Origin of the sequence: Pseudomonas sp. HY13-MNA-CIBAN-0226 (genome assembly GCF_040310305.1) — a bacterium.
Lineage (GTDB): Bacteria > Pseudomonadota > Gammaproteobacteria > Pseudomonadales > Pseudomonadaceae > Aquipseudomonas > Aquipseudomonas gregormendelii.
On record NZ_JBEOPS010000014.1, the window covers coordinates 22938 to 41893 of the forward strand.

At 61.0% G+C, this 18956-nt stretch carries 18 protein-coding genes and 4 pseudogenes; 8 read left to right on the forward strand and 14 right to left on the reverse strand.

What is annotated here, in order from left to right:
- Positions 1–4: 4 nt before the first annotated feature.
- Both AAEZ05_RS16475 and AAEZ05_RS16480 read right to left on the reverse strand, forming a co-directional pair.
- Positions 5–1390 (reverse strand): iron-containing redox enzyme family protein, encoded by a 1386-nt coding sequence (locus AAEZ05_RS16475; RefSeq protein WP_350648095.1) that lies wholly within the window; start codon positions 1388–1390, stop codon positions 5–7.
- 240 nt (positions 1391–1630) lie between these two features.
- Positions 1631–2356, reverse strand: a complete 726-nt coding sequence (locus AAEZ05_RS16480) for a tellurite resistance TerB family protein (protein WP_205892262.1) — start codon at positions 2354–2356, stop codon at positions 1631–1633.
- Positions 2357–2620: 264 nt separating this feature from the next.
- Here AAEZ05_RS16480 and pcsA point away from each other — a divergent pair, with 264 nt between their 5' ends.
- The gene (gene pcsA, locus AAEZ05_RS16485) at positions 2621–3343 is read left to right on the forward strand and encodes a phosphatidylcholine synthase (RefSeq protein ID WP_045059015.1); all 723 of its coding nucleotides are present in this window, start codon (positions 2621–2623) and stop codon (positions 3341–3343) included.
- 110 nt (positions 3344–3453) lie between these two features.
- Here pcsA and AAEZ05_RS16490 read toward each other — a convergent pair whose 3' ends face one another.
- A complete protein-coding gene (locus tag AAEZ05_RS16490; RefSeq protein ID WP_350648098.1) occupies positions 3454–4266 on the reverse strand; it encodes a class I SAM-dependent methyltransferase in 813 nt (270 codons plus the stop codon).
- Positions 4267–4507: 241 nt separating this feature from the next.
- Between AAEZ05_RS16490 and AAEZ05_RS16495 the strand changes: the two are divergent.
- Positions 4508–4651, forward strand: a pseudogene (locus AAEZ05_RS16495) (AraC family transcriptional regulator); the annotation flags it as partial.
- A 159-nt stretch (positions 4652–4810) separates the two neighbouring features.
- Here AAEZ05_RS16495 and AAEZ05_RS16500 read toward each other — a convergent pair.
- The 3 genes from AAEZ05_RS16500 to AAEZ05_RS16510 form a co-directional block, all read right to left on the reverse strand.
- Entirely contained in the window at positions 4811–6019 is a 1209-nt protein-coding gene (locus AAEZ05_RS16500; RefSeq protein WP_045059013.1) for a cytochrome c biogenesis protein DipZ, read from the reverse strand.
- Positions 6020–6095: 76 nt separating this feature from the next.
- The gene (locus tag AAEZ05_RS16505; protein WP_045059012.1) at positions 6096–6308 is read right to left on the reverse strand and encodes a hypothetical protein; all 213 of its coding nucleotides are present in this window, start codon (positions 6306–6308) and stop codon (positions 6096–6098) included.
- Between the two features lie 42 nt (positions 6309–6350).
- The gene (locus AAEZ05_RS16510; RefSeq protein ID WP_205892265.1) at positions 6351–6614 is read right to left on the reverse strand and encodes a DUF2790 domain-containing protein; all 264 of its coding nucleotides are present in this window, start codon (positions 6612–6614) and stop codon (positions 6351–6353) included.
- A 307-nt stretch (positions 6615–6921) separates the two neighbouring features.
- On the opposite strand from AAEZ05_RS16510, the gene AAEZ05_RS16515 reads away from it, so the two are divergent.
- A complete protein-coding gene (locus AAEZ05_RS16515) occupies positions 6922–7662 on the forward strand; it encodes a response regulator (protein ID WP_045059010.1) in 741 nt (246 codons plus the stop codon).
- Positions 7659–8963 carry an ATP-binding protein gene (locus AAEZ05_RS16520; protein ID WP_350648101.1) on the forward strand — a complete coding sequence of 435 codons (1305 nt, stop codon included), beginning with the start codon at positions 7659–7661 and terminating at the stop codon, positions 8961–8963. The genes AAEZ05_RS16515 and AAEZ05_RS16520 overlap by 4 nt, the downstream gene beginning before the upstream one ends.
- Here AAEZ05_RS16520 and AAEZ05_RS16525 read toward each other — a convergent pair.
- The 4 genes and pseudogenes from AAEZ05_RS16525 to AAEZ05_RS16540 all read right to left on the reverse strand — a co-directional run bounded on the left by AAEZ05_RS16525 (position 8956) and on the right by AAEZ05_RS16540 (position 12286).
- Positions 8956–9645 carry a GNAT family N-acetyltransferase gene (locus AAEZ05_RS16525; protein WP_045059008.1) on the reverse strand — a complete coding sequence of 230 codons (690 nt, stop codon included), beginning with the start codon at positions 9643–9645 and terminating at the stop codon, positions 8956–8958. The genes AAEZ05_RS16520 and AAEZ05_RS16525 overlap by 8 nt on opposite strands.
- A 133-nt stretch (positions 9646–9778) precedes the next feature.
- A pseudogene (locus AAEZ05_RS16530) lies at positions 9779–10059 on the reverse strand (cupin domain-containing protein); the annotation flags it as partial.
- Positions 10060–10195: 136 nt separating this feature from the next.
- Positions 10196–10765, reverse strand: coding sequence for a YceI family protein (locus AAEZ05_RS16535; RefSeq protein WP_350648104.1), 570 nt, complete (start codon positions 10763–10765; stop codon positions 10196–10198).
- A gap of 174 nt (positions 10766–10939) precedes the next feature.
- Positions 10940–12286, reverse strand: coding sequence for an MATE family efflux transporter (locus tag AAEZ05_RS16540; RefSeq protein WP_350648106.1), 1347 nt, complete (start codon positions 12284–12286; stop codon positions 10940–10942).
- A 294-nt stretch (positions 12287–12580) separates the two neighbouring features.
- Between AAEZ05_RS16540 and AAEZ05_RS16545 the strand changes: the two are divergent.
- The 3 genes and pseudogenes from AAEZ05_RS16545 to AAEZ05_RS16555 form a co-directional block, all read left to right on the forward strand.
- Positions 12581–12940 (forward strand): annotated as a pseudogene (locus AAEZ05_RS16545) (phage infection protein); the annotation flags it as partial.
- A 156-nt stretch (positions 12941–13096) separates the two neighbouring features.
- Positions 13097–13669: a chorismate mutase gene (locus tag AAEZ05_RS16550; RefSeq protein WP_045059005.1), complete on the forward strand. Its 573-nt coding sequence runs from the start codon at positions 13097–13099 to the stop codon at positions 13667–13669.
- Positions 13670–13790: 121 nt separating this feature from the next.
- A pseudogene (locus tag AAEZ05_RS16555) lies at positions 13791–14072 on the forward strand (phage infection protein); the annotation flags it as partial.
- Between the two features lie 67 nt (positions 14073–14139).
- Here the strand turns inward: AAEZ05_RS16555 and AAEZ05_RS16560 are convergent.
- A complete protein-coding gene (locus tag AAEZ05_RS16560) occupies positions 14140–14532 on the reverse strand; it encodes a c-type cytochrome (RefSeq protein ID WP_045059003.1) in 393 nt (130 codons plus the stop codon).
- A 66-nt stretch (positions 14533–14598) separates the two neighbouring features.
- Positions 14599–15405 (reverse strand): class I SAM-dependent methyltransferase, encoded by an 807-nt coding sequence (locus AAEZ05_RS16565; RefSeq protein WP_045059002.1) that lies wholly within the window; start codon positions 15403–15405, stop codon positions 14599–14601.
- 237 nt (positions 15406–15642) lie between these two features.
- Here AAEZ05_RS16565 and AAEZ05_RS16570 point away from each other — a divergent pair, with 237 nt between their 5' ends.
- The gene (locus AAEZ05_RS16570; protein ID WP_045059001.1) at positions 15643–16026 is read left to right on the forward strand and encodes a hypothetical protein; all 384 of its coding nucleotides are present in this window, start codon (positions 15643–15645) and stop codon (positions 16024–16026) included.
- A gap of 5 nt (positions 16027–16031) precedes the next feature.
- Here AAEZ05_RS16570 and AAEZ05_RS16575 read toward each other — a convergent pair whose 3' ends face one another.
- The gene (locus AAEZ05_RS16575) at positions 16032–17459 is read right to left on the reverse strand and encodes a sigma-54-dependent transcriptional regulator (RefSeq protein WP_045059000.1); all 1428 of its coding nucleotides are present in this window, start codon (positions 17457–17459) and stop codon (positions 16032–16034) included.
- The gene (locus AAEZ05_RS16580; protein ID WP_350648110.1) at positions 17428–18918 is read right to left on the reverse strand and encodes a sensor histidine kinase; all 1491 of its coding nucleotides are present in this window, start codon (positions 18916–18918) and stop codon (positions 17428–17430) included. Before AAEZ05_RS16580 ends, AAEZ05_RS16575 begins: the two co-directional genes overlap by 32 nt.
- Between the last annotated feature and the right edge of the window lie 38 nt (positions 18919–18956).

An 18956-nucleotide genomic window follows, 5' to 3' on the forward strand; every position in this document is an offset into this window, starting at 1 on the left:
CTCCCTAGCGCAGGCTGGATTTAAGTTCGATGTAGCGCCGCGTGGCGAGCAGTCCCGCCGGGTGTGAGTGACGATGGGCTGATAGCCACGGGATCAACACGGACATCTGTGCATGGGGATCCAGCCCCGCGAGGGACGCTTGCAGCGTCTGCACGTCAGGGTCACTGGCCGGCAGCTCAGGAACCCGGGCGGCACTGACTACACGCCGATGTGCCGGCCTTGCACGCTCGGGCGCCCAGTCTCCAGCGATCCAGTCATGCAGCAATTGTTTCTCATAAGGGCTGAACACACCGAACATCGCCGCACCATCACCCACTATCATCTGCCAGAACCGGCTGCCCTGCGGATCCTGGTGGCGCTTGATCCAGCCCTTGTTTTCCATGGCACTGAGGAAACCGGGTAATTGCTCGGGTGAAGACAACCACTGATTGACCGTCTTGCCCTCGAAACGGCAATAGTCCGAATGCATGTGCTGGCCGAACGGACGCTTGCGTTCGAGCATGCCCAGCAGCTCTTGCTCGAGGTCGAACGACTCGATAATCGCGCGACTGCCCTGCCCCAGATCGTTAAGTCGATAGCCAGCAGCAACCCGACGCAGGAACTCTTCTCGGTCGCCTTCCAGCGGCATCAGCTGCAGCACTGACTGCACGGCTTTTTGCGCGTGGCCGGTGCTGGCGTTATCGATGGTGACATGGAGCGTGAAATAGTAAGGATCGATGCCCAGTTCGCTCAGTTCATAGGCGCTGATCAGCAGGTGCAGCGGCAGTTGTTCATAACCGAGGTTGTAGCCGATCTTTTCAGGCATGAAGTCATCGCTGCACTCGCCCAGCGCCAGCTGGATCGCGCCTTGCAGGTATCGCTCGTCGGGCAGCGCGCAGGTGTCATCCAGGCCATGTTCGGCCAGGAGCTTGCGATAGATCACTACGTGGTTTTGCGCCGGATTGCCGTCGCCCAATTCTTCCAGGTAGGTGCAGATCAGCCCGTCGAACCGCGGGTCACGCCAGTGGCTCAGCAAGCCATACAACCATGCGCCGTCCACCAATTTGGTCGGCCCGACAGCCTGCAGGAAAAACAGCGCATGGGCCTTGTTGCTGAAGAACTGACGTGGGCCGCCATCCTTGCGTTGTTGCAGATAATCGGCGTACTGGCGCGCTACCTGCGCGCAGTGCTGTTCCACAAACCCTGGCAAGGCAGACAGGTCCCGGGGCATCTCCTCAGGCAGGTCTTGGGCCTGTTGAAGTTGCTCGACCAGGAACGTCCGCGCCAGGGATTTGCGCTGCGCGTCATCGACGTTGAGCAGCAGTTGGGCATAGGTATTTTTCAGGCTACCGGCGGTCGGGATCGACTCTGCGCGGGCAGGCCGGGCTTCAAGTCTTGTCAGGGCAGTCATGGGCGCATCTCTCGGTCTATGGCCAGTGGCAGGACGCTGAATCAACGCGTCTCTACTGCAGCAGATCGATGAGCCAGGGAGAAAATTCAATCGAGGTTAAAAATGGCCGGACAGACGGCCAGGGCCTGGAGTAAACAAGCCCCCCTGTGGGAGCGAGCTTGCTCGCGATGGGGCCGGCCAGATAGACCGCTGCCGTCGTGATCGCCAGCAAACCCTGCTCATTCGGGTTTGCGTGATGGCTTATGCAGTGCCCTTGGCCTGCTGTTCCAGATGCACTTGCAGCTGTGGATCTATGCTCAATGCGGCTGCCAGTTCGTCCAGATACGCGCGCTCAACATCCTGCTGGTCGTCCACCAGCATCACGCTGGCCAGGTACATTTCGGCAGCAATACCAGGGTCCGTGGCCGACTGTGCCACGTCGGCGGCATCCAGAGGCCGGGATACTTCGTTGTCCAGCCATTGTTGCAGTTGCGGGTCGTCGGTGTGACGGCCGATTTCTGTACTGATCATCTCATGCTCGGCAGGGTCGATCCGGCCGTCGGCCTTGGCCGCTGCGATCAGCGCGCGCAAGATAGCGTGGCTGTGTTCCTCGACTTCCGGTCCGGCCAGCAGGTTCACGGTCTGTGGCGCTTGCTGCGGGACGGATGACGCCTGATTGCGCTGCCAGGCCTGATAAGCCTGGAAGGCCATCATGCCGAGCGAGGCCAGGGCCGCGTAATTCATTGCGCCACTGCGTCCGGATCGGTTCTGGTTCGCGCCGCCCAGGGCCGAACCACCGCCAAGCAGGCCACCGAGCAAACCGCCCAAGCCACCGCCGCCCATGCTGGAACCGGCGCGACCGCCACCCAACAGGCCGCCCAGCAACCCGCCAAGATCACCGCCGATGCCTCCCTTGGGGGAAGCGGCACCCGTTTGCTGCGAGGCTTGGCCACGGAGCAGTTGTTCGAGCAGGTCGCTGGTGTTCATGACGTCGTCCTTATTAATGGAAGTATTTCGGTCAGGAAACGATAGTCCTTGCGGGCCAATCTGCCACCACCGTCTGGCTGCCGACATCAGGGCAACAGCGGCGTGGATTTAGCCGAAGTATTTTCCCGCGACGCAGCTAAGATTTACTGACGGTGAACCTTATTCGCGGATTTTCGGTCGATACCTGCAACCCGAACCGGTTTGCCGCCGCCCTCGCTCGCGAGGGTGATGACTGGCTTGCTTCACATTTTGGAGAACGCCCCCGTGATATCGACCCTACACATCGCCAGGCTCAAAGCATGGGGCGCCCATGGTTTTACCGCCACCGGCGTGGTCACCGCCTTCCTCGCGACCCTCGCCCTGCTGGATAACCAGCCGACCAGTTGCCTGCTGTGGCTCGGCGTCGCGCTGATCGTCGATGGCCTGGATGGCGCATTGGCGCGCAAGGTCAACGTGCAGTCGGTGCTGCCCAGCTTCGACGGTTCGATCCTCGACCTGGTCATTGACTACCTGACCTACGTATTCATCCCCGCGCTGTTCATCTATCGCTACATTCCGTTGCCGGACTACACGCTGCTGCTAACGGTGTCGCTGATCCTGGTGTCTTCGCTGTTCTGTTTTTGCAACGTCAATATGAAGAGCAAGGACAACTACTTCCAGGGCTTCCCCGCTGCGTGGAACGTGGTGGCGCTGTGCCTGTACATCATTGCGCCTTCGCCATGGATCACCTTCCTCACGGTGATTGGCCTGGCGCTGCTGACCGTGACCCGCATGAAGTTCCTGCACCCGTTTCGCGTGCGTAAATTCATGCCGATCAATATTGCCGTGACGGCCATCTGGTTATTGTGCAGCTTGTCGCTGGTGGTCAACCATCCGGTGATCAACCCGCTGGTGATGGGGCTGTGGTTGCTGATGTCGGCTTACTTCCTGGGCATTTGCATCTGGCGTACGGCGCTGGAGTGGTTTGATGGATCGCGGCACAAATAACCCGCCAAAAGATGACGCTAACGTAGGAGCTGCCGCAGGCTGCGATCTCTTGATCCTGACCTTATATCTCAAGATCGAAGATCGCAGCCTGCGGCAACTCCTACCGGGGTTCAGCGCTGGGTGATGACCACCTCCAGGTACTCGCTCGGCACCACCAGTGATTTCTCGCCCGCCCTGTTCATCCGGTTGAGCAACTCGGTCAGGTCTGCTTCCAGCGCCGTGGCGCCATCGGGCGGCAGCGCGGCGAATGCCTTGTGCACCGGACCGTACCAGCGGCGAAACGTGTCGATGAAATGGGCCGCCGAGCGATAGCGGAAGTTGAAGGTCCGGCGGCTGACCTGGACCAGGAAACTGCGCTCGTCGAAGTGCGCATGCAGCCAGGCCTCGGTACCCCACTGCGAAGGCGGCTGCGCACCCGGTGGTGGTGGCATATGCTTGCCCAGGGTCTTGAACACCTGGCCAACGAAGCCTTCGGGCGTCCAGTTGGCCAGGCCGATACGGCCTCCGGGGCGGCACACCCGGGCCAGCTCTGCAGCTGCTTTCGATTGATCGGGGGTGAACATCACGCCGAAGGTCGACAGCACCGCATCAAAACTCGCATCTTCAAAGGGCAATGCTTCGGCATCGGCGACCTGAAAGGTGACTTGCAGGCGCTCTGCCCGCGAGCGGTCCTCGCCGCGTTCCAGCAATGCGGCCACATAGTCGGTGGAAGTGACGATGCAACCGCGCCGTGCGGCCGCGAGCGTGGCATTGCCGTTACCGGCGGCGACGTCCAGCACGCGCTCATCGCACAGCAGGTCGCAGGCCTCGGCCAACTGCTCGCCGACGATCTGCAAGGTGGTGCCGATCACGGCGTAGTCGCCACTGGCCCAGGCGGCCATCTGACGGTTTTTCAAGGCAGTTAGATCAATGGGTGTGCTCATGAATTGCGCTCCAACAGTGCTCCTGCACCTGCTATCTCCCGTTCAATGACGAACTTAGGCATGACAACCTCTCATTCTTGATATGGGAACAGGGTTTTTTGCCCTGCAGGCAAACTATCGCGCCGCAGCACGGCGGCGTCCTGTCCGATCGTCGGCCAGGCGTGTCCGATCGTCCGGAGTTTTCCCATTGCTGGCCCGCACCGCCGGCGCCTCAAGGCGGTGCGGGCCGAGCGCGAGCCGCAGCAACAGTTCATTGACGCGCAGTGCCGAGGACGTCGGATGCCAGAAGGACACCGCCTTCAGTCGCGCATTTCGGCGCGAATTCGGCTCACCGCCTGCGGCCTGGCGCCGCTGCCAGACCGGGACTGTGCAGCAGCGGCGGTGACTATCATCTGAACTATGGGCCGCCAGCGAGACCCACCCTGTAGGAGCTGCCGAAGGCTGCGATCTTTTGATCTTCGGCGGGATCACAAATGCCAAAGATCAAAAGATCGCAGCCTTCGGCAGCTCCTACAGGGTTCAGCTTGTCAGGCAATGGCCTCGATCAAGCTCCGGGCGCCTTGGCCTCCTCCAGCAGTTGCTGAATCATCTGCTCCTGCGCGTCGTAGGCGCCTTCGCCAAAGTGGGTGTAGCGCACCTGCCCCTTGGCATCGACCAGGTAATGCGCGGGCCAGTACTGGTTGTCGAAATTGCGCCAGATCGCGTAGTTGTTGTCGATGGCCACCGGGTAGGTGATGCCAAGCTTCTTCACCTGGTCCCTGACGTTATCGATGATGCGTTCAAAACCGTACTCAGGCGTATGCACGCCGATCACCACCAGGCCATCTTTCTCATACTTCTTCGCCCAGTCCTTCACGTACGGCAAGGTGCGCTGGCAGTTGATGCAGTCGAAGGTCCAGAAATCCACCAGCACCACCTTGCCTTTCAGCGATTCGCCGCTGAGTTCCGGGGAGTTGAGCCATTGGACCGCACCGGCCAGCGATGGCATGGCGCCCTGGGCGTTGTCCATGGTATCGGCCTTGACCTTGCTGACGAAGTAATCCAGCACTTTTGGCACGGTCTCCAGTACCCCCTTCTCAACGCTGCTGATGCCTTCGGACGACGTGCCAGCCAGCAGGGTCTTGTCGGCACCGGTGGCGATCACCACTGCAGCGGCCAGCACTGCCACGCCAGCACCGCGACGCAACCAGCCGGTGACCGGTATCGATGCTTTGAGACGGTTTACCAGGCCACGACCAGCGAAGATCAGGGTACCCAGCGACAGCGCGCTGCCCAGCCCATAAGCCACCAGCAGCAGGCTGGTGCCGGCATTCGCGCCTTGCAACATGGCGCCAGTGAGGATCACCCCGAGAATTGGTCCGGCACAGGGTGCCCAGAGCAGGCCGGTGGCCACGCCGATCATGATCGAGCCTGCCGGGCCGGACATTTTGCGCATGTCGGGATCAAGGCGATTGCCCAGCAGCACGAAAGGCCGCGCCAGCCATTCACCAATGCGCGCGGAAATCAGCGACAGCGCAAACAGTGCCATCACCATCAATGCCACGTGGCGGCCGGTGTTACTGGCCTGTACCACCCACTCGCTGCTGACCACCGCCAGGCTGGAGATCAGGGCGAAGGTCAGGACCATGCCGCCGAGGGTCAGCAGGATCGAGGTACGGCTGCGGTCAACGCCGGCGAACAAAAACGGCACGACCGGGAGGATGCACGGGCTGAGGACGGTGAGGATACCGCCCAGAAAAGCGATGATTAACATGGGATCACCTGAATAATGAGCGGTTCATGCCCCCTGTAGGAGCAAGCTCGCTCCTACAGGGGATTGGTGTTTGGGTTCAGGCCGTCTGGGTTTCCAGCAACTGCCCCTGCGGCGTGCGGCTGGAACCGTCTTCGACCAGCAACGGGCTTGCATCCTTGTGCCCCACCGGGGTCAGTTGAAAACAGGTGCTACCAGCGCAGCTGCTCTGCTCCACCGCAGCGTTGGCATGGGCAGCCGCGCCGGCTACGGAAAAAGCCACTGCGGTCAGATAACGGGTCAGGTTTTTCATGATGCGGATCCTCGTAAAATCAGTAATGGGCAAACAGGCGACTCAGTTGTCGTCGTGGCAGTTGTCAGCGAATTTTCGGTAGTCCAGGACCTTGGTGTCGCCCTGGGAATCGAGGTAGGTCAGCTGGGCGTTGATGATTCCGCAGGTCGGCGTGGCGTCCTGTTTCATCGAGATGACTTTCTTGATGTCCAGATGCGTGCCGTAGGTGTAGGTTTCAGGCTTGACCGTGGCTTCGGCGCGGGCCGACAAGGTGCAGATATTCAGCGCGGCAAACAGGCAGGCGGCGTAGACGGCTTTGGTGTTCATGGCGGTTTCCTCAAGGCTTCAATGGGTCAATCGTGGTATTGAGCCGAGGCGGTTTGGGGTTGCCTCGATGGAGCTCATTAGAAGCTCGCCAGGTATCCCCTCTGTGTCGGAAACAGGCGCGGGTTAATCGCTACGTATCAGAACCGCCTCCCGATACACAGCGATACAAAAACCCGAAAAAACACGGTTTTTGAGTCTGCGTGTGTCCGCCTTAAGGCCAGATACACTGCAATACAAAGGGCAGGAGTCACGCGCGCGAAGGCTCGATAGACTGCGCGACATCCCCCGTTTACAGAGGCCCGGCCCCATGGAACACGTTGATCACATTCTCATCGTTGACGATGACCGCGAGATTCGCGAGCTGGTCGGCAATTACCTGAAAAAGAACGGGCTGCGTACCACGGTGGTCGCCGACGGCCGACAAATGCGCGCCTTTCTCGAATCCACGCCAGTGGACCTCATCGTCCTGGACATCATGATGCCGGGGGACGATGGCCTGCTGCTGTGCCGTGAGCTTCGCGCCGGCAAACACAAGGCCACCCCAGTATTGATGCTCACCGCCCGCAGTGACGAGACCGACCGTATCATTGGCCTGGAAATGGGCGCCGATGATTACCTGGTCAAACCCTTCGCCGCCCGGGAACTGCTCGCGCGCATCAGCGCCGTGCTGCGCCGCACACGAATGCTGCCGCCGAATCTGGTGGTTACCGAAAGCGGGCGCCTGCTGGCCTTCGGGCGCTGGCGGCTGGACACCTCGGCCAGGCACCTGCTGGACGAAGACGGCACCATGGTTGCGCTCAGTGGCGCCGAGTATCGTTTGCTGCGGGTATTCCTCGACCATCCGCAGCGCGTGCTCAACCGCGACCAACTGCTGAACCTGACCCAGGGCCGCGACGCCGACCTGTTCGACCGTTCCATCGATCTGCTGGTCAGCCGTTTGCGCCAGCGCCTGCTGGACGATGCCCGGGAGCCGGCGTACATCAAGACCGTGCGCAGCGAGGGCTACGTGTTCTCACTGGCGGTGGAAGTCATCGGGGCACCCTCATGAATTTCTCGCTGCGCTGGCCCCGCACCCTCGCCTCGCGTCTTTCAATGATTTTCCTGGTAGGGCTGATCCTGGCGCAGGCGCTGTCCTTCGGCGTGCAGTATTACGAGCGCTACGAAAGCGCGAAAAACACCATGCTCGGCAATCTGGAAACCGACGTGTCGACCTCAATCGCGATCCTCGACCGCCTGCCTGCCAATGAGCGGGCCAGCTGGCTGCAACAGCTGAATCGGCCGAACTACGGCTACCTGCTCGACGAAGGAACTGCCGGGATGCCCATGACCGATTCGCCGATGGCGATGAGCTCGATCAAGGAAGCCATCGGCAAGGACTACCCAATGACCTACACCGACATTCCAGGGGCGCGAAAGCATTTCCAGGTGCACCTGAAACTGGCCGATGGCAGTCCGGTGACCATCGACGTCCGTCCGGCAATGGCGCCCTTGTCGCCGTGGTTGCCGGCGGTGCTGCTGGGGCAACTGGCGCTGTTGATCCTGTGCACCTGGCTGGCCGTGAGGATCGCCATCCGCCCCCTCACCCGCCTCGCCCAAGCGGTAGAAACCCTCGACCCCAATGCGCGACCGGTGCACCTGGACGAGAAAGGTCCTACCGAAGTCGCCCATGCGGCCAAGGCGTTCAACGCGATGCAGGCGCGAATTGCGGCGTACCTAAAAGAACGCATGCAACTACTGGCGGCGATTTCCCATGACCTGCAAACCCCCATCACCCGGATGAAACTGCGCGCGGAATTCATGGACGACTCCAGCGAGAAGGACAAGCTATGGAGCGACCTCGGCGAGATCGAGCACCTTGTGCGCGAGGGCGTGGCCTATGCACGCAGCGTGCACGGCGCCACCGAGGAAGTCTGCCGTACCCACCTGGATTCGTTCCTCGACAGCCTGGTGTTCGATTATCAGGACATGGGCAAGGACGTGTCCCTGGAAGGCAAGACCGACGCGGTGATCGACACCCGCCCCCATGCGCTGCGCCGGGTAGTGGTCAACCTGACCGACAACGCCCTCAAGTTCGCCGGCGCCGCGCAGCTGGAGGTGGCGTCACAGGCCGATGGCAGCCTGTCGATCAAGGTGATGGATCGCGGCCCCGGTATCGCCGAGGAAGAACTGGCCCATGTGCTGGAGCCCTTCTATCGAGTGGAAAACTCGCGTAACCGCAGCACCGGCGGGACCGGCCTGGGCCTGGCGATCGCCCAACAGCTGGCGCTGGCGCTGGGCGGGTCCTTGACCCTGACCAATCGAGAAGGCGGCGGCCTGTGCGCGCACCTCAAGCTGCCCGCGGCTAAATAGCGCCGTTACCACGCCCGCGAACGAACTCGTGGGCTTTGTGCGTGAGCTGATCCAGGTGCCGGTCGCGCTGTTTTTCGGCATCGACCATCGCCCGCTTGCCATGCTTTTGCAGCAGGTAAGTATGAATCTGCCGTACCTCCAGCGAGCTGTAGATGGGCCCTACGTCCAGTAATCCCATGAGCCCGTCGCTGCTGTGGTCACGGGTGTTCATGAGCACCTGGGTGCCGCGCACGCCCACGACCTGGAAACCCATCGATTCGAACCAGGGCACCTTGGCCACGGCGCACGTCAGTTCGGCGTGGGGATAACGCCCCACCATCTCGCGCACCATCCGCCGGGCGATCCCCTGCCGCCGATGACCCGCCTGCACCGCCATGTACGCCACGCCACAGGCATCGGGATCGTCCTGGATCGGCAGGTATAACAGGAAACCAACGACCTGCTCCGGGTCGTCCTCATCTGTGGCCACCAGCAACTCCACGGCAACCCCCTTGGTGCCATTCAACGCCTCCAGATACAGATGCACTTCATAGCCGATCGCATATTGGTAAACGTTGTACAGCAGGTTGCTCGGCGGGATCGCGACCATACTGATGTCAGTGAGGTTGTCGACCACCAGCTGCAGGATCTGACTGGTCAGATGCTCTGGGCATGGGGTTTTGAAATGGGTGATCTGGGGCATGTGCGGCTCTGGGTCTGGGTGGCGCTCGAAGGTGTAATGATAACGCGCAGAGTGCGCATCGGGTGACCGCAGAAGAATGAAGCGGCGAATTCATGAGCCTCACGCATAAGTCTCCCACAGAATCATCTTGCTTCTACAACTGCGGATATTCCTGCTCGCCAACCTTTTCCATCCACTCCACCACCTTGCCATCCTGCGCCTCAGCAATGGCAATGTGCGACATGGACGTTTCCGCCGTTGCCACATGCCAATGCTTCACATAGGGAGCAATCCACACCGTGTCGCCGGGTTTGATCGATTGCGCCGGTTTGCCGGTTTGCCGGCCTCCTGTACCCAGCCACTACCCGCAATGACAATCAACTTCTGTCCCAGCGGATGGGTGTGCCAGGCCTTGCGCGCACCGGGTTCGAAGGACCCGCAGCGTATCGCCTGCCGAGGCCGGCCAGTGCCTGCTCGGTTGCGGTATCGGACCTGACGCAGGCGCACCCCGCGCAGCGATGGGCAACACGTGAGCCTGAGTGCCGTTATCAGCCAGATTCCAGGCAGGCTCTCAGTGTTCGGGCGCCACGACCCGAAACTTGATGTCGATGTCCTTGGAAACGACGGTGTCAGCCCACTCCCCTTCGCCGATCCGGAACAGGTCGCGGTCCAGAACGAACTCGCCATTGAACAGGCCGATGCCACTTTCCGGTTTCAATTCGACCTGGACCTGCACCTCTCGGGTCAGGCCCCTGATTGTAAGATTGCCGATCACGGCATAGCGGTTGTTGCCCAGGTCCGTGACCCGGGTCGATTCGAACACGCCCTGGGGAAATTCCGGGGTGTTGAACCAGGCGGGTTTCTGCAGTTCGAGGTTGGCGTCGCTGCTGCCGGCGTCGATGCTCGCCATGTCGATGACCAGTCGGGTACGGGCTGCCGTGGGGTTGGCGGTGTCGAACTCGAAGCTGGCTTCGAACCTGCCGAACGTTCCGTAGACCTCGGAGCCCATCTGGTTGAAGGTGAAGCTGATCTTGCTCGCAGCAGGGTTCACGCGGGTGTACTCGGCGGCTTGAGTGCAAGGCACCGCCCCCGTGATCAAAGTCACCGCCAGTGCAATGGAACACGGGAATCGGCAAGTCATGTGATTCTCCGGTCGGGGCCAGGTTTGCCGATTGCACGGCCGAATGCGGTAAATGTACTAAAGCAAAGAAACGCGCGTTGTTCCACTGTTGCACCAGCCTGGCTTGCCAGCGATGACGCCCTGACATTCACTAAAGCGACTACCGCCGAACGCACGTCACCGCGTCATGTATTTCTAAACCAGCCGCTCGATCCGGCGGTGCAGCCAGACGAATCGGTAATACGCCGTCTGCAGCGCCAGCATGGCCAGGTACGCCACCGGAAACGCCATCCACACCCCTTGCAAACCAAACTGCGTATCCAGCGCATAGGCCACGGGCAATTGCACCAGCAGCACGCAGACGATCGAGATCGCCATCGGCACCAGCACCGTGCCGCTGGCGCGCATGATGCCGCCGATGATCGCCTGGAAGCCGAAGATCAACAGGCTCCAGAGCATGATGTGCAGCAGGTGTTCGGCCATCGCCTGGGTCGAGTCGTCCGTGAGGAACAGTCCCAGCAACCAGTGCGACAACAGGTAACCCAGCAACACCAGGCCACCGGTCAGGCCTACGTTGATCCACAGCCCTGTGCGCAGGATCGGCCCCATGCGTTCCAGGCGCCCGGCGCCGATCGCCTGGGCGCCGAGAATCGAGGCGGTGATGGCGATCGACAGCGCCGGAAACTGCACGTAATTGACGATCTGCGTCACCGCACCATATGCCGCCGTCGCCTGGGAGCCGTGCTGGTTCACCAGCGCCAGGATCACCAGTTCCGACAACGATAGCACCACCATCTGCAAGCCGGTCGGCAAGCCGATACGCAGCACTTTGCCGAGGATCACCCGGTCCAGGCGCATCGCCGCGAACATTTCCCGGTCGGGTGCCAGCGGGTGGCGCCTGGCGATCAAGCGCCACGCCAGCCATCCCATTGCCGCCAGGTTACCCGCCAGTCCGGCATACGCTGCGCTCTGAATCCCCAATGGCGGGAACCCCAGCCAGCCTCGAATCAAGGCCGGCGTCAGCGCCAGGCCAATGCAGGTGGATACCAGCAATGCCACCAGAGGCGACATCGTATCGCTGACACCGCGCAGCAATTGGGTAAACAGCACGTACACCAGCAACGACGGCATGATCCACATCATCACGTGGGCATAGGCAACGGCGTCGTCCAGCACGTCCGCGGGCGTGCCCAGCCCTTGCAGCGCCGAACGCGCAAATACACTGCCCAGCACTGCGGCTGTCAGGCCGATCATCGCCCCCAGCAGTGACGTCGTACCGGCAATGGCCTTGACCATGTGCGCCTCGCGCGCCCCCCAAGCCTGACCGATCAGCACCCCGGCCCCCGCACCGAGCCCGATTACCAGCGCAATGAAGAAAAACACGATAGGGAACATGCCGGAGACCGCCGCGAGCGCCTGAGTGCCCAGCATCTGGCCGATGTAGATGCTGTTGATGGTGCCCGACATGGACTGCAGGAAATTGGACAGCACCATGGGCGCGAGGAACAGCAGGTAGGTTTTCCAAAGGGGCTGGGTTGACATGAAAGGGAGGTCCGTCTCGACTGCGCAGGGTGAGTACTCAAGGATAGCCCCAGGGTCGGGGACAAGGGAACCAAAGGCTGCGCGTTTGCCCTGTGCGACCACACCTTGCGTTTCAACGACTGCCACTCAGTGGCGACCAGGTCCCTGTCGCCATTTGGATCAGGCAGCCCGGAAGCATACGTTTGCTCCATCGGTGGCGTCGATAGTCACCATCAACTCAATGAAGTTCTCATAAAAATCCTGGGGCGTAACATCGCATCCATACCAACCAATAACACCCCGGAGCACACCATCATGAAACGCCAAATCCTTCTCAGCTTCGCCTTTTCGGTTTTTGCAGTTAACGCTTTTGCAGCCACTTCCGCTCAGCCCGTCGTTGCTGAAGGCGGCTCGGATCGCCTGATTGAAAGCCGTGTGGCTGAGGGTGGCTCCGATCGTCTGCTGGAGCGCCGTGTAGCCGAAGGTGGCTCCGATCGTCTGCTGGAACGCCGTGTAGCCGAAGGTGGTTCTGATCGTCTGCTGGAACGCCGTGTAGCCGAAGGTGGTTCCGATCGTCTGCTGGAACGCCGTGTAGCCGAAGGTGGTTCTGATCGTCTGCTGGAACGCCGTGTAGCCGAGGGTGGCTCTGACCGCTTGATCGAGTCCCGCGCCGCATGAAGAATCGCTCTGGATCAACACTCACCGAAAGCCCGGCCTCAGCAGCCGGGCTTTTTTGTGGGCAAACCAGGCAATTTGACACTTATGACCACCGGCACACCTGTGTTACATACTCAGTGAGTAGTGAACTTTGTACCCATGAGGTTTTTGCCAATGCGCTTGTGCCCGTTCCTGCCAAAGCTGTTGCCTGCTGCGATACTCGGTTTGTTCATGTGTGGAGCGCAGGCAGCTGTGCCCGCCCCGGCGCCCGACAGTTTGCGACCATTGCTGGTGACGATGTATGAGCGGCTGAGCATCGCCGATCAGGTAGCGCTGAGTAAATGGGATACGCGCCAGCCGACGCAAGACAGTGCGCGGGAAGCGCAAGTCATTGCCAATGCCAGGAAACAGGCGCTGGAACGCAAACTCGACCCGGACGAGGTCGCCGAGTTGGTTGCGGCGCAGATTGAAGCCAGCAAGCTGGTGCAGTACGGTTTGCTTGCCCAGTGGCAGGCGGCTGGCAAGGCACCCGATACGCCAAGGCCAGACCTTTCCACGCAGGTTCGGCCGCGCCTGGATCAGCTGCAAGCCCGCCTGTTGACCGAGTACGCCAAGTTCGCCCGCTATCGTACCGACCCCAACTGCCCCTTGTGGCTGGCCACCGCCCGGTCCGGACTGATCAAGGACGCTCTGCATGGCCAGGGACTGATCCGGGCGACGGGCGATCTGTGTATCACTGCCCAGTGATAGGCGATTGGCAGCCATTGCTGGCGTCGATAGTCACCATCAACTCAATGAAGTTCTCATAAAAAATCTCCGGCGTAACATCAGCTCCATACCAACCAATAACACCCCGGAGCACACCATCATGAAACGCCAGGTCCTTCTCAGCATCGCCTTCTCGGTTTTTGCAGTTAACGCTTTCGCCGCCACTTCCGCCCAGCCCGTCGTCGCTGAAGGCGGGTCGGATCGCCTGATTGAAAGCCGTGTAGCCGAAGGCGGCTCCGATCGCCTGCTGGAACGTCGTGTAGCCGAAGGTGGCTCCGATCGCCTGCTGGAACGTCGTGTAGCCGAAGGCGGCTCCGATCGTCTGCTGGAACGTCGTGTAGCCGAAGGTGGCTCCGATCGCCTGATCGAGAGTCGCAACGCATGAGTGAAGTGTTAACGGCAGCACCCGAAAAAAACCCGGCCTCAGCAGCCGGGTTTTTTCTGTCTGCTCATTGGCCGTCCTGGAACGTCTGCAGGTAGGCCAGCACATCCGCGACTTTCTCGGGATCGCTGAGCCCCCAGAAGATCATTCGGGTCCCGGGCACCACCTTTTTCGGCGCTTCCAGGTACGCGGTGAGCGTTTGCGTGGTCCAGGTGATACCGGCTGATTTCATCGCATCGGAATACTGGTAATCCGTGGTGCTGCCGGACATCCGACCGAAAATCTGATTGAGCTGCGGGCCGAAAGACGCCCGGGCGGACTCTCCGACCTGATGGCAGCCGCCGCAGATACGGCCAAACAGCTTCTGCCCTGCCTCGACATCACCCGCCCCTTTGGCCTGTGCGGTGAACAATGCACCACTAATCAACAAGGCAACCGTTATTCCAGCGGCGTTGTTCATTTTCACTCCTGATCAGACAAGCACTATGCAGGCTGCACAGGATACGGATTGCCCCACCTTTCTCAATCAGGTTTTCACCGCCACCCAGGTGAAACACATCGGCAACTGGGCGCTCTGCTGCTCATAGCGGTCGTACAGTTCTTCGCGATTGGAGTGCGGGTACTCCTTGAAATGGCTGATCGCCAAACCTGCATCCAGGGCACCGGTAAAGATGTCGCCCAGGGTATGGACGAACCAGTATGACGCTGCGGACTGCTGCTCGACCTTGCCGGCATAGACAATCGGTTGGGTTTGCACGAATGGTTCGCTGCGAAAGTACGAGCTGTCCAGGCGGTAAGGATCGCTCGCCTCGGGGTCGAACATCTCCAGAAACGGGTGGGTTTCGTAGATCACCAGCGCGCCACCGGTTTTAAGGATGCGGGCCACATGGCGGAAGAACTCGCCAATGTCCGGCATCCAGTTCAATACGCCAATGGTGACCAGCGCCACATCGAAACGGTTGTGGAGATCGCTTGGGAGGTTATGGATGTCGGCTTCGATGAACTGCGCAGGATGGGGCGAGCGCGCCCCCAGTTCCCGCGCCTGATCAAGGAACGCGGCGGATTGATCGATACCCACCACGCTACGGGCACCAAGGGCAAACAGCGAGAGGCTTTCCCGGCCGTTGTTGCAGCCCACTTGCGCGAGGTCTTTTCCTGCGACGCCGACTTGCTCCAGCAGCGTGTGCAAGGTGGTGTCAAGGCAGCTGAATTCACTGCGTTCTACAGCACTGAGCAGCGCCGGCCATTCAGGGTTGTCCCGATGATGGCGGGCGGAGTCGTTCCAGGCCTCGCGGTTGCTGGCGATGGCTGTTTCCTTGGTCGGCATTTCCATTGCAGGCTCCAGAGATCCGGTCTTGATTGACCGGGGAAGGAGTCTAGGTGAGAGGTGCAGGAAAACCCATTGGGAGATTGTTGGATTCTTGTAAGGGGCAGACTCGCTGACTTCAATGGCCTCAGCGCGAGCAGAGGTCACCCCTGCGAGGGGGATCTCCTGGCGTTGAACGTGCAGCCTCTGCGGAAGGTCTATAGTTAACGACCTTGGGGAAACACCGAAAAACCAGGTGATGCCATGCAAAACATCAAGCTGATGCTGTCGCTCGCTGTATGCCTGCTCGGTGCCAACGGCGCCCAGGCCGATGACAGTCCGATGCAGACGCAGACCTACAACAGCGAGTTTAGCTACTACGGCACGGACCAGCCCTTCGCCCACCCCTCGCCTCCGTCCATCAGCACCGTGCCGCCGGGGTCATACATCTCGACCTCGCCGCAGGACTTCATCCCGATAGCCAGCCAGCACGAGTTTACCGACTCCCGCCTGCCGACCATCGCGGACGCCAGCGTACGGGTGTTCATCCGCTCCTATGACCCCCAGCGCGGGGTGTACGTCAACGAAGAAGTCCTCGACCCCACGTGCCTGCTGGCCTGCCTGAGTCGCCAGGGCCCGGCGTTGTAGCCCGGCTACCACTGGCGCTTGTCCGGACGCGAGAGGCCGAGCTTTTCGATCCGGTAGCGCAGCATGTCGCGGCTCAAGCCCAGCAGGCGCGCTGACTTGGTCACGTTCCAGTCGGTCTTGTCGAGCATCTTGCGCACCATGTCACGCTCGACCTCAGGCAGGTTCATCGACTCGGTGCCGTTGTAGACCGGCCGCGGCTCGTGGTGTTGCGCTTCCTGGAGGATCGGTGGATCGTCCACCAGGCTCAGGCACACATTCAACTGATGAGCCGCGATGGTGTCACTCTGGGCCAGCAGCACGGTCTGTTCGAGCATGTTGCGCAGCTCGCGCACGTTGCCCGGCCAGCTGTAGCTGAGCAGCAGTTCCTCGGCCTGGTCGCTGAAATGCAGGTTCGGCTTGCCATAGCGCTTGCCGTGGGCCGCCAGGAAATGCCGGGCCAGGAGCAGGATGTCTTCGCCGCGGGCGTACAGGCGCGGCACCTTGATCGAGATGATCCGCAGACGGAAGAACAGGTCGCGGCGGAACTTGCCTTGCTGCACCATCTGTTCGAGGTTGCAGTTGGTGGCGCTGATCACCCGCAGGTCGACCTTGCGCTCCTTCACCGAACCGACCCGGCGGATGGTCCGGTCTTCCAGCAGTTTAAGCAGCTTGGCTTGCAGCAGCAGGTCCATCTCGCCCACTTCATCGAGGAACAAGGTGCCGCCATCGGCGGCTTCGACCAGCCCGACCCGGCGATCCTTGGCATCGGTGAAGGCGCCCTTCTCGTGGCCAAACAGCTCCGACTCCACCAGGTTCGATGGAATCGAGGCGCAGTTGAACTCAATGAACGGGCCCTTGCTGCGCGGCCCGTCGAAATGCAGCGCCCTGGCCACCAGTTCCTTGCCAGTGCCGGTCTCACCCTCCACCAGCACCGGCGGCAAATCGGTGTTGGCCATGCGCCGCTCGGCGTCGAGCAGTTGGGCGATGGTGCCCTTGAGGTATTGCATGGGTGCCGACTCGCCGATCAACGCCTGCACGCCGGACTTCTGTGCTTCACGGTCCTGATAAAACGACAGCGTGCGCTCCATTCGATCAGTCGCCAGGGCCTTGTCCAGCAGCAGCTTGAGCTCCGGCAGAGCCACCGGTTTAGTGACGTAGTGGAAGGCGCCTTCTTTCATCGCCACCACGGCGTCTTCGACGTTGCCGTAGCCGGTCATCATGATCACTTTCAGATCCGGCGCGCTGACGCGCAGCTTCTGGATCAGATCGTGACCGCTCATGCCCGGCAACGAGTTGTCGGTCAGTACCACATCAGGCGCGAACGTACGCAATTGCTCCAGTGCATCTTCCGCCGAGTGGCAGACCGTGACCTCGAAGTCTTTGCGCTCCAGGTAGGTCTGAATATTCTCGGCGAGAAGTTCGTCATCCTCGACCAGCAGTATGCTGTGCTCCATATTCCCCTCCCGTTGCCACTTTGAAGTTGAGACATACGCGGGTTCCTTCCAGCTCCCGACTGGTCAGTTCGACCGAGCCTTCGAAACGCTCCATTATTCTTTTGACCAGCGCCAGGCCCACGCCCAAACCGCCTTGCTTGGTAGTGAAAAACGGCTTGAAGACCATTTGCTGCTGCTGCGCGGTCATGCCTTTGCCGGTGTCGCTCAACGTCAGGCTCACCTGCCCCGGCTGCGACGAATCGAAGCCGATCGTCAGCACGCCGCCCTTGGGCATGGCCTCCAGGGCATTGGCAAACAGGCTATTGAGAATTTGCGTGAGGAGCACCCGCTGACTGACGACCGGTTCGATCAAGCGCGCAGTGAAGCGCACCTCGACGTTCGAACGCCGGATCAGCGGCTCAAAGGCGTTCAGCGTGTCCTCGACGGCGAGCAACAGGTCCACGGCTTCGGAGTCGTCATTGGCCGGGCGCAAGGACACCAGCAATTCGCGGACCCAGCGCGACATGCGATCGACCTGGCTGATGATGTCGCTTATGTTTTTCTGTGCACTCTGGCTGGCAATGTCCTGGGCCAGTTCGGCGCTGGAGCGGATGTTCGCCAGGGGATTGCGCAAGCTGTGCGCCACCGCGGACGACATCTCCCCCAGGGCTACGAAGGTCTCGTTGGCGATCAACAGTTTCTGCTGGGTTTGCAGCAGCCTGGCAGCGCGCCGCACGATCCAGAACAAGCCCAGGTAGATGGCCGCGCCGCCCAGTGCAGTGGCCAGCCAGATGGCCTTGAACCCACGCTGGATGCGCGCTACCAGGTCTACGGGCTCCTTGTAGATTTCCACCATGGCAATGACCTTGCTCCTGTCGGCGTTGAACATCGGGATGTAGTTCTCGACGAACAGATAAGCCGGCTCGCGCAGGAACCGCTGCTCGGGACGCTCATCATCGACCTCGTGATAGCTGGTGGACACCGCCTCCTTCATCATGAAGGATTCGTCCAGCTCTTCGTCACCGGTGATGCGCTCACGGATCAGGTCGGGGTTGGTCGACCACACCACCGTGCGATCCAGCGCAAAGACGTGGGCCAGCAGGATGTCCGGCAGGTGCTCCACGTGGTCGAGAAATTCGATGCGAGCCGCAGCGCGCTTCTCGGGGGGAACATCTGGATAAGCGTTGTCATCACGCGGGTCAAGCATCTCGCCCATGGTCCGGCGCGGATTGATCGAGGCATGGCGGATTTCAGCGTCACCGATGGCCTGGATGAATTGCGCAGTCAGCATGGAGTCACGCTCGATGCTCTCCTCGACCACAAAACGCGTGGAGATATAACCCAGGCCCAGGGCCACGGCGGCGATGATGACGAAGCTGCCCACGGAAAACCAACGCAGCAGATTGAACTGACCAGGCCAGCCCTCACGCATTGCGGCCAAAGTTGGCGCAGGTGCTTTTAATTGTTGTGGTCTATGCATGGGCCTATCCCGCTCTACAGGGGCGCGTTCCCAATCAG

What these genes read in the sequence shown, in the direction of transcription:
- AAEZ05_RS16480 (WP_205892262.1), bottom strand. Translation starts at nt 2,356, where the DNA reads ATGAACACCAGCGACCTGCTCGAACAACTGCTCCGTGGCCAAGCCTCG.
- AAEZ05_RS16565 (WP_045059002.1), bottom strand. Translation starts at nt 15,405, where the DNA reads ATGGAAATGCCGACCAAGGAAACAGCCATCGCCAGCAACCGCGAGGCC.
- AAEZ05_RS16575 (WP_045059000.1), bottom strand. Translation starts at nt 17,459, where the DNA reads ATGGAGCACAGCATACTGCTGGTCGAGGATGACGAACTTCTCGCCGAG.
- AAEZ05_RS16515 (WP_045059010.1), top strand. Translation starts at nt 6,922, where the DNA reads ATGGAACACGTTGATCACATTCTCATCGTTGACGATGACCGCGAGATT.
- AAEZ05_RS16570 (WP_045059001.1), top strand. Translation starts at nt 15,643, where the DNA reads ATGCAAAACATCAAGCTGATGCTGTCGCTCGCTGTATGCCTGCTCGGT.
- AAEZ05_RS16520 (WP_350648101.1), top strand. Translation starts at nt 7,659, where the DNA reads ATGAATTTCTCGCTGCGCTGGCCCCGCACCCTCGCCTCGCGTCTTTCA.
- AAEZ05_RS16505 (WP_045059012.1), bottom strand. Translation starts at nt 6,308, where the DNA reads ATGAAAAACCTGACCCGTTATCTGACCGCAGTGGCTTTTTCCGTAGCC.
- AAEZ05_RS16510 (WP_205892265.1), bottom strand. Translation starts at nt 6,614, where the DNA reads ATGAACACCAAAGCCGTCTACGCCGCCTGCCTGTTTGCCGCGCTGAAT.
- AAEZ05_RS16550 (WP_045059005.1), top strand. Translation starts at nt 13,097, where the DNA reads ATGCGCTTGTGCCCGTTCCTGCCAAAGCTGTTGCCTGCTGCGATACTC.
- AAEZ05_RS16560 (WP_045059003.1), bottom strand. Translation starts at nt 14,532, where the DNA reads ATGAACAACGCCGCTGGAATAACGGTTGCCTTGTTGATTAGTGGTGCA.
- AAEZ05_RS16580 (WP_350648110.1), bottom strand. Translation starts at nt 18,918, where the DNA reads ATGCATAGACCACAACAATTAAAAGCACCTGCGCCAACTTTGGCCGCA.
- AAEZ05_RS16500 (WP_045059013.1), bottom strand. Translation starts at nt 6,019, where the DNA reads ATGTTAATCATCGCTTTTCTGGGCGGTATCCTCACCGTCCTCAGCCCG.
- AAEZ05_RS16525 (WP_045059008.1), bottom strand. Translation starts at nt 9,645, where the DNA reads ATGCCCCAGATCACCCATTTCAAAACCCCATGCCCAGAGCATCTGACC.
- AAEZ05_RS16490 (WP_350648098.1), bottom strand. Translation starts at nt 4,266, where the DNA reads ATGAGCACACCCATTGATCTAACTGCCTTGAAAAACCGTCAGATGGCC.
- AAEZ05_RS16535 (WP_350648104.1), bottom strand. Translation starts at nt 10,765, where the DNA reads ATGACTTGCCGATTCCCGTGTTCCATTGCACTGGCGGTGACTTTGATC.
- AAEZ05_RS16475 (WP_350648095.1), bottom strand. Translation starts at nt 1,390, where the DNA reads ATGACTGCCCTGACAAGACTTGAAGCCCGGCCTGCCCGCGCAGAGTCG.
- AAEZ05_RS16540 (WP_350648106.1), bottom strand. Translation starts at nt 12,286, where the DNA reads ATGTCAACCCAGCCCCTTTGGAAAACCTACCTGCTGTTCCTCGCGCCC.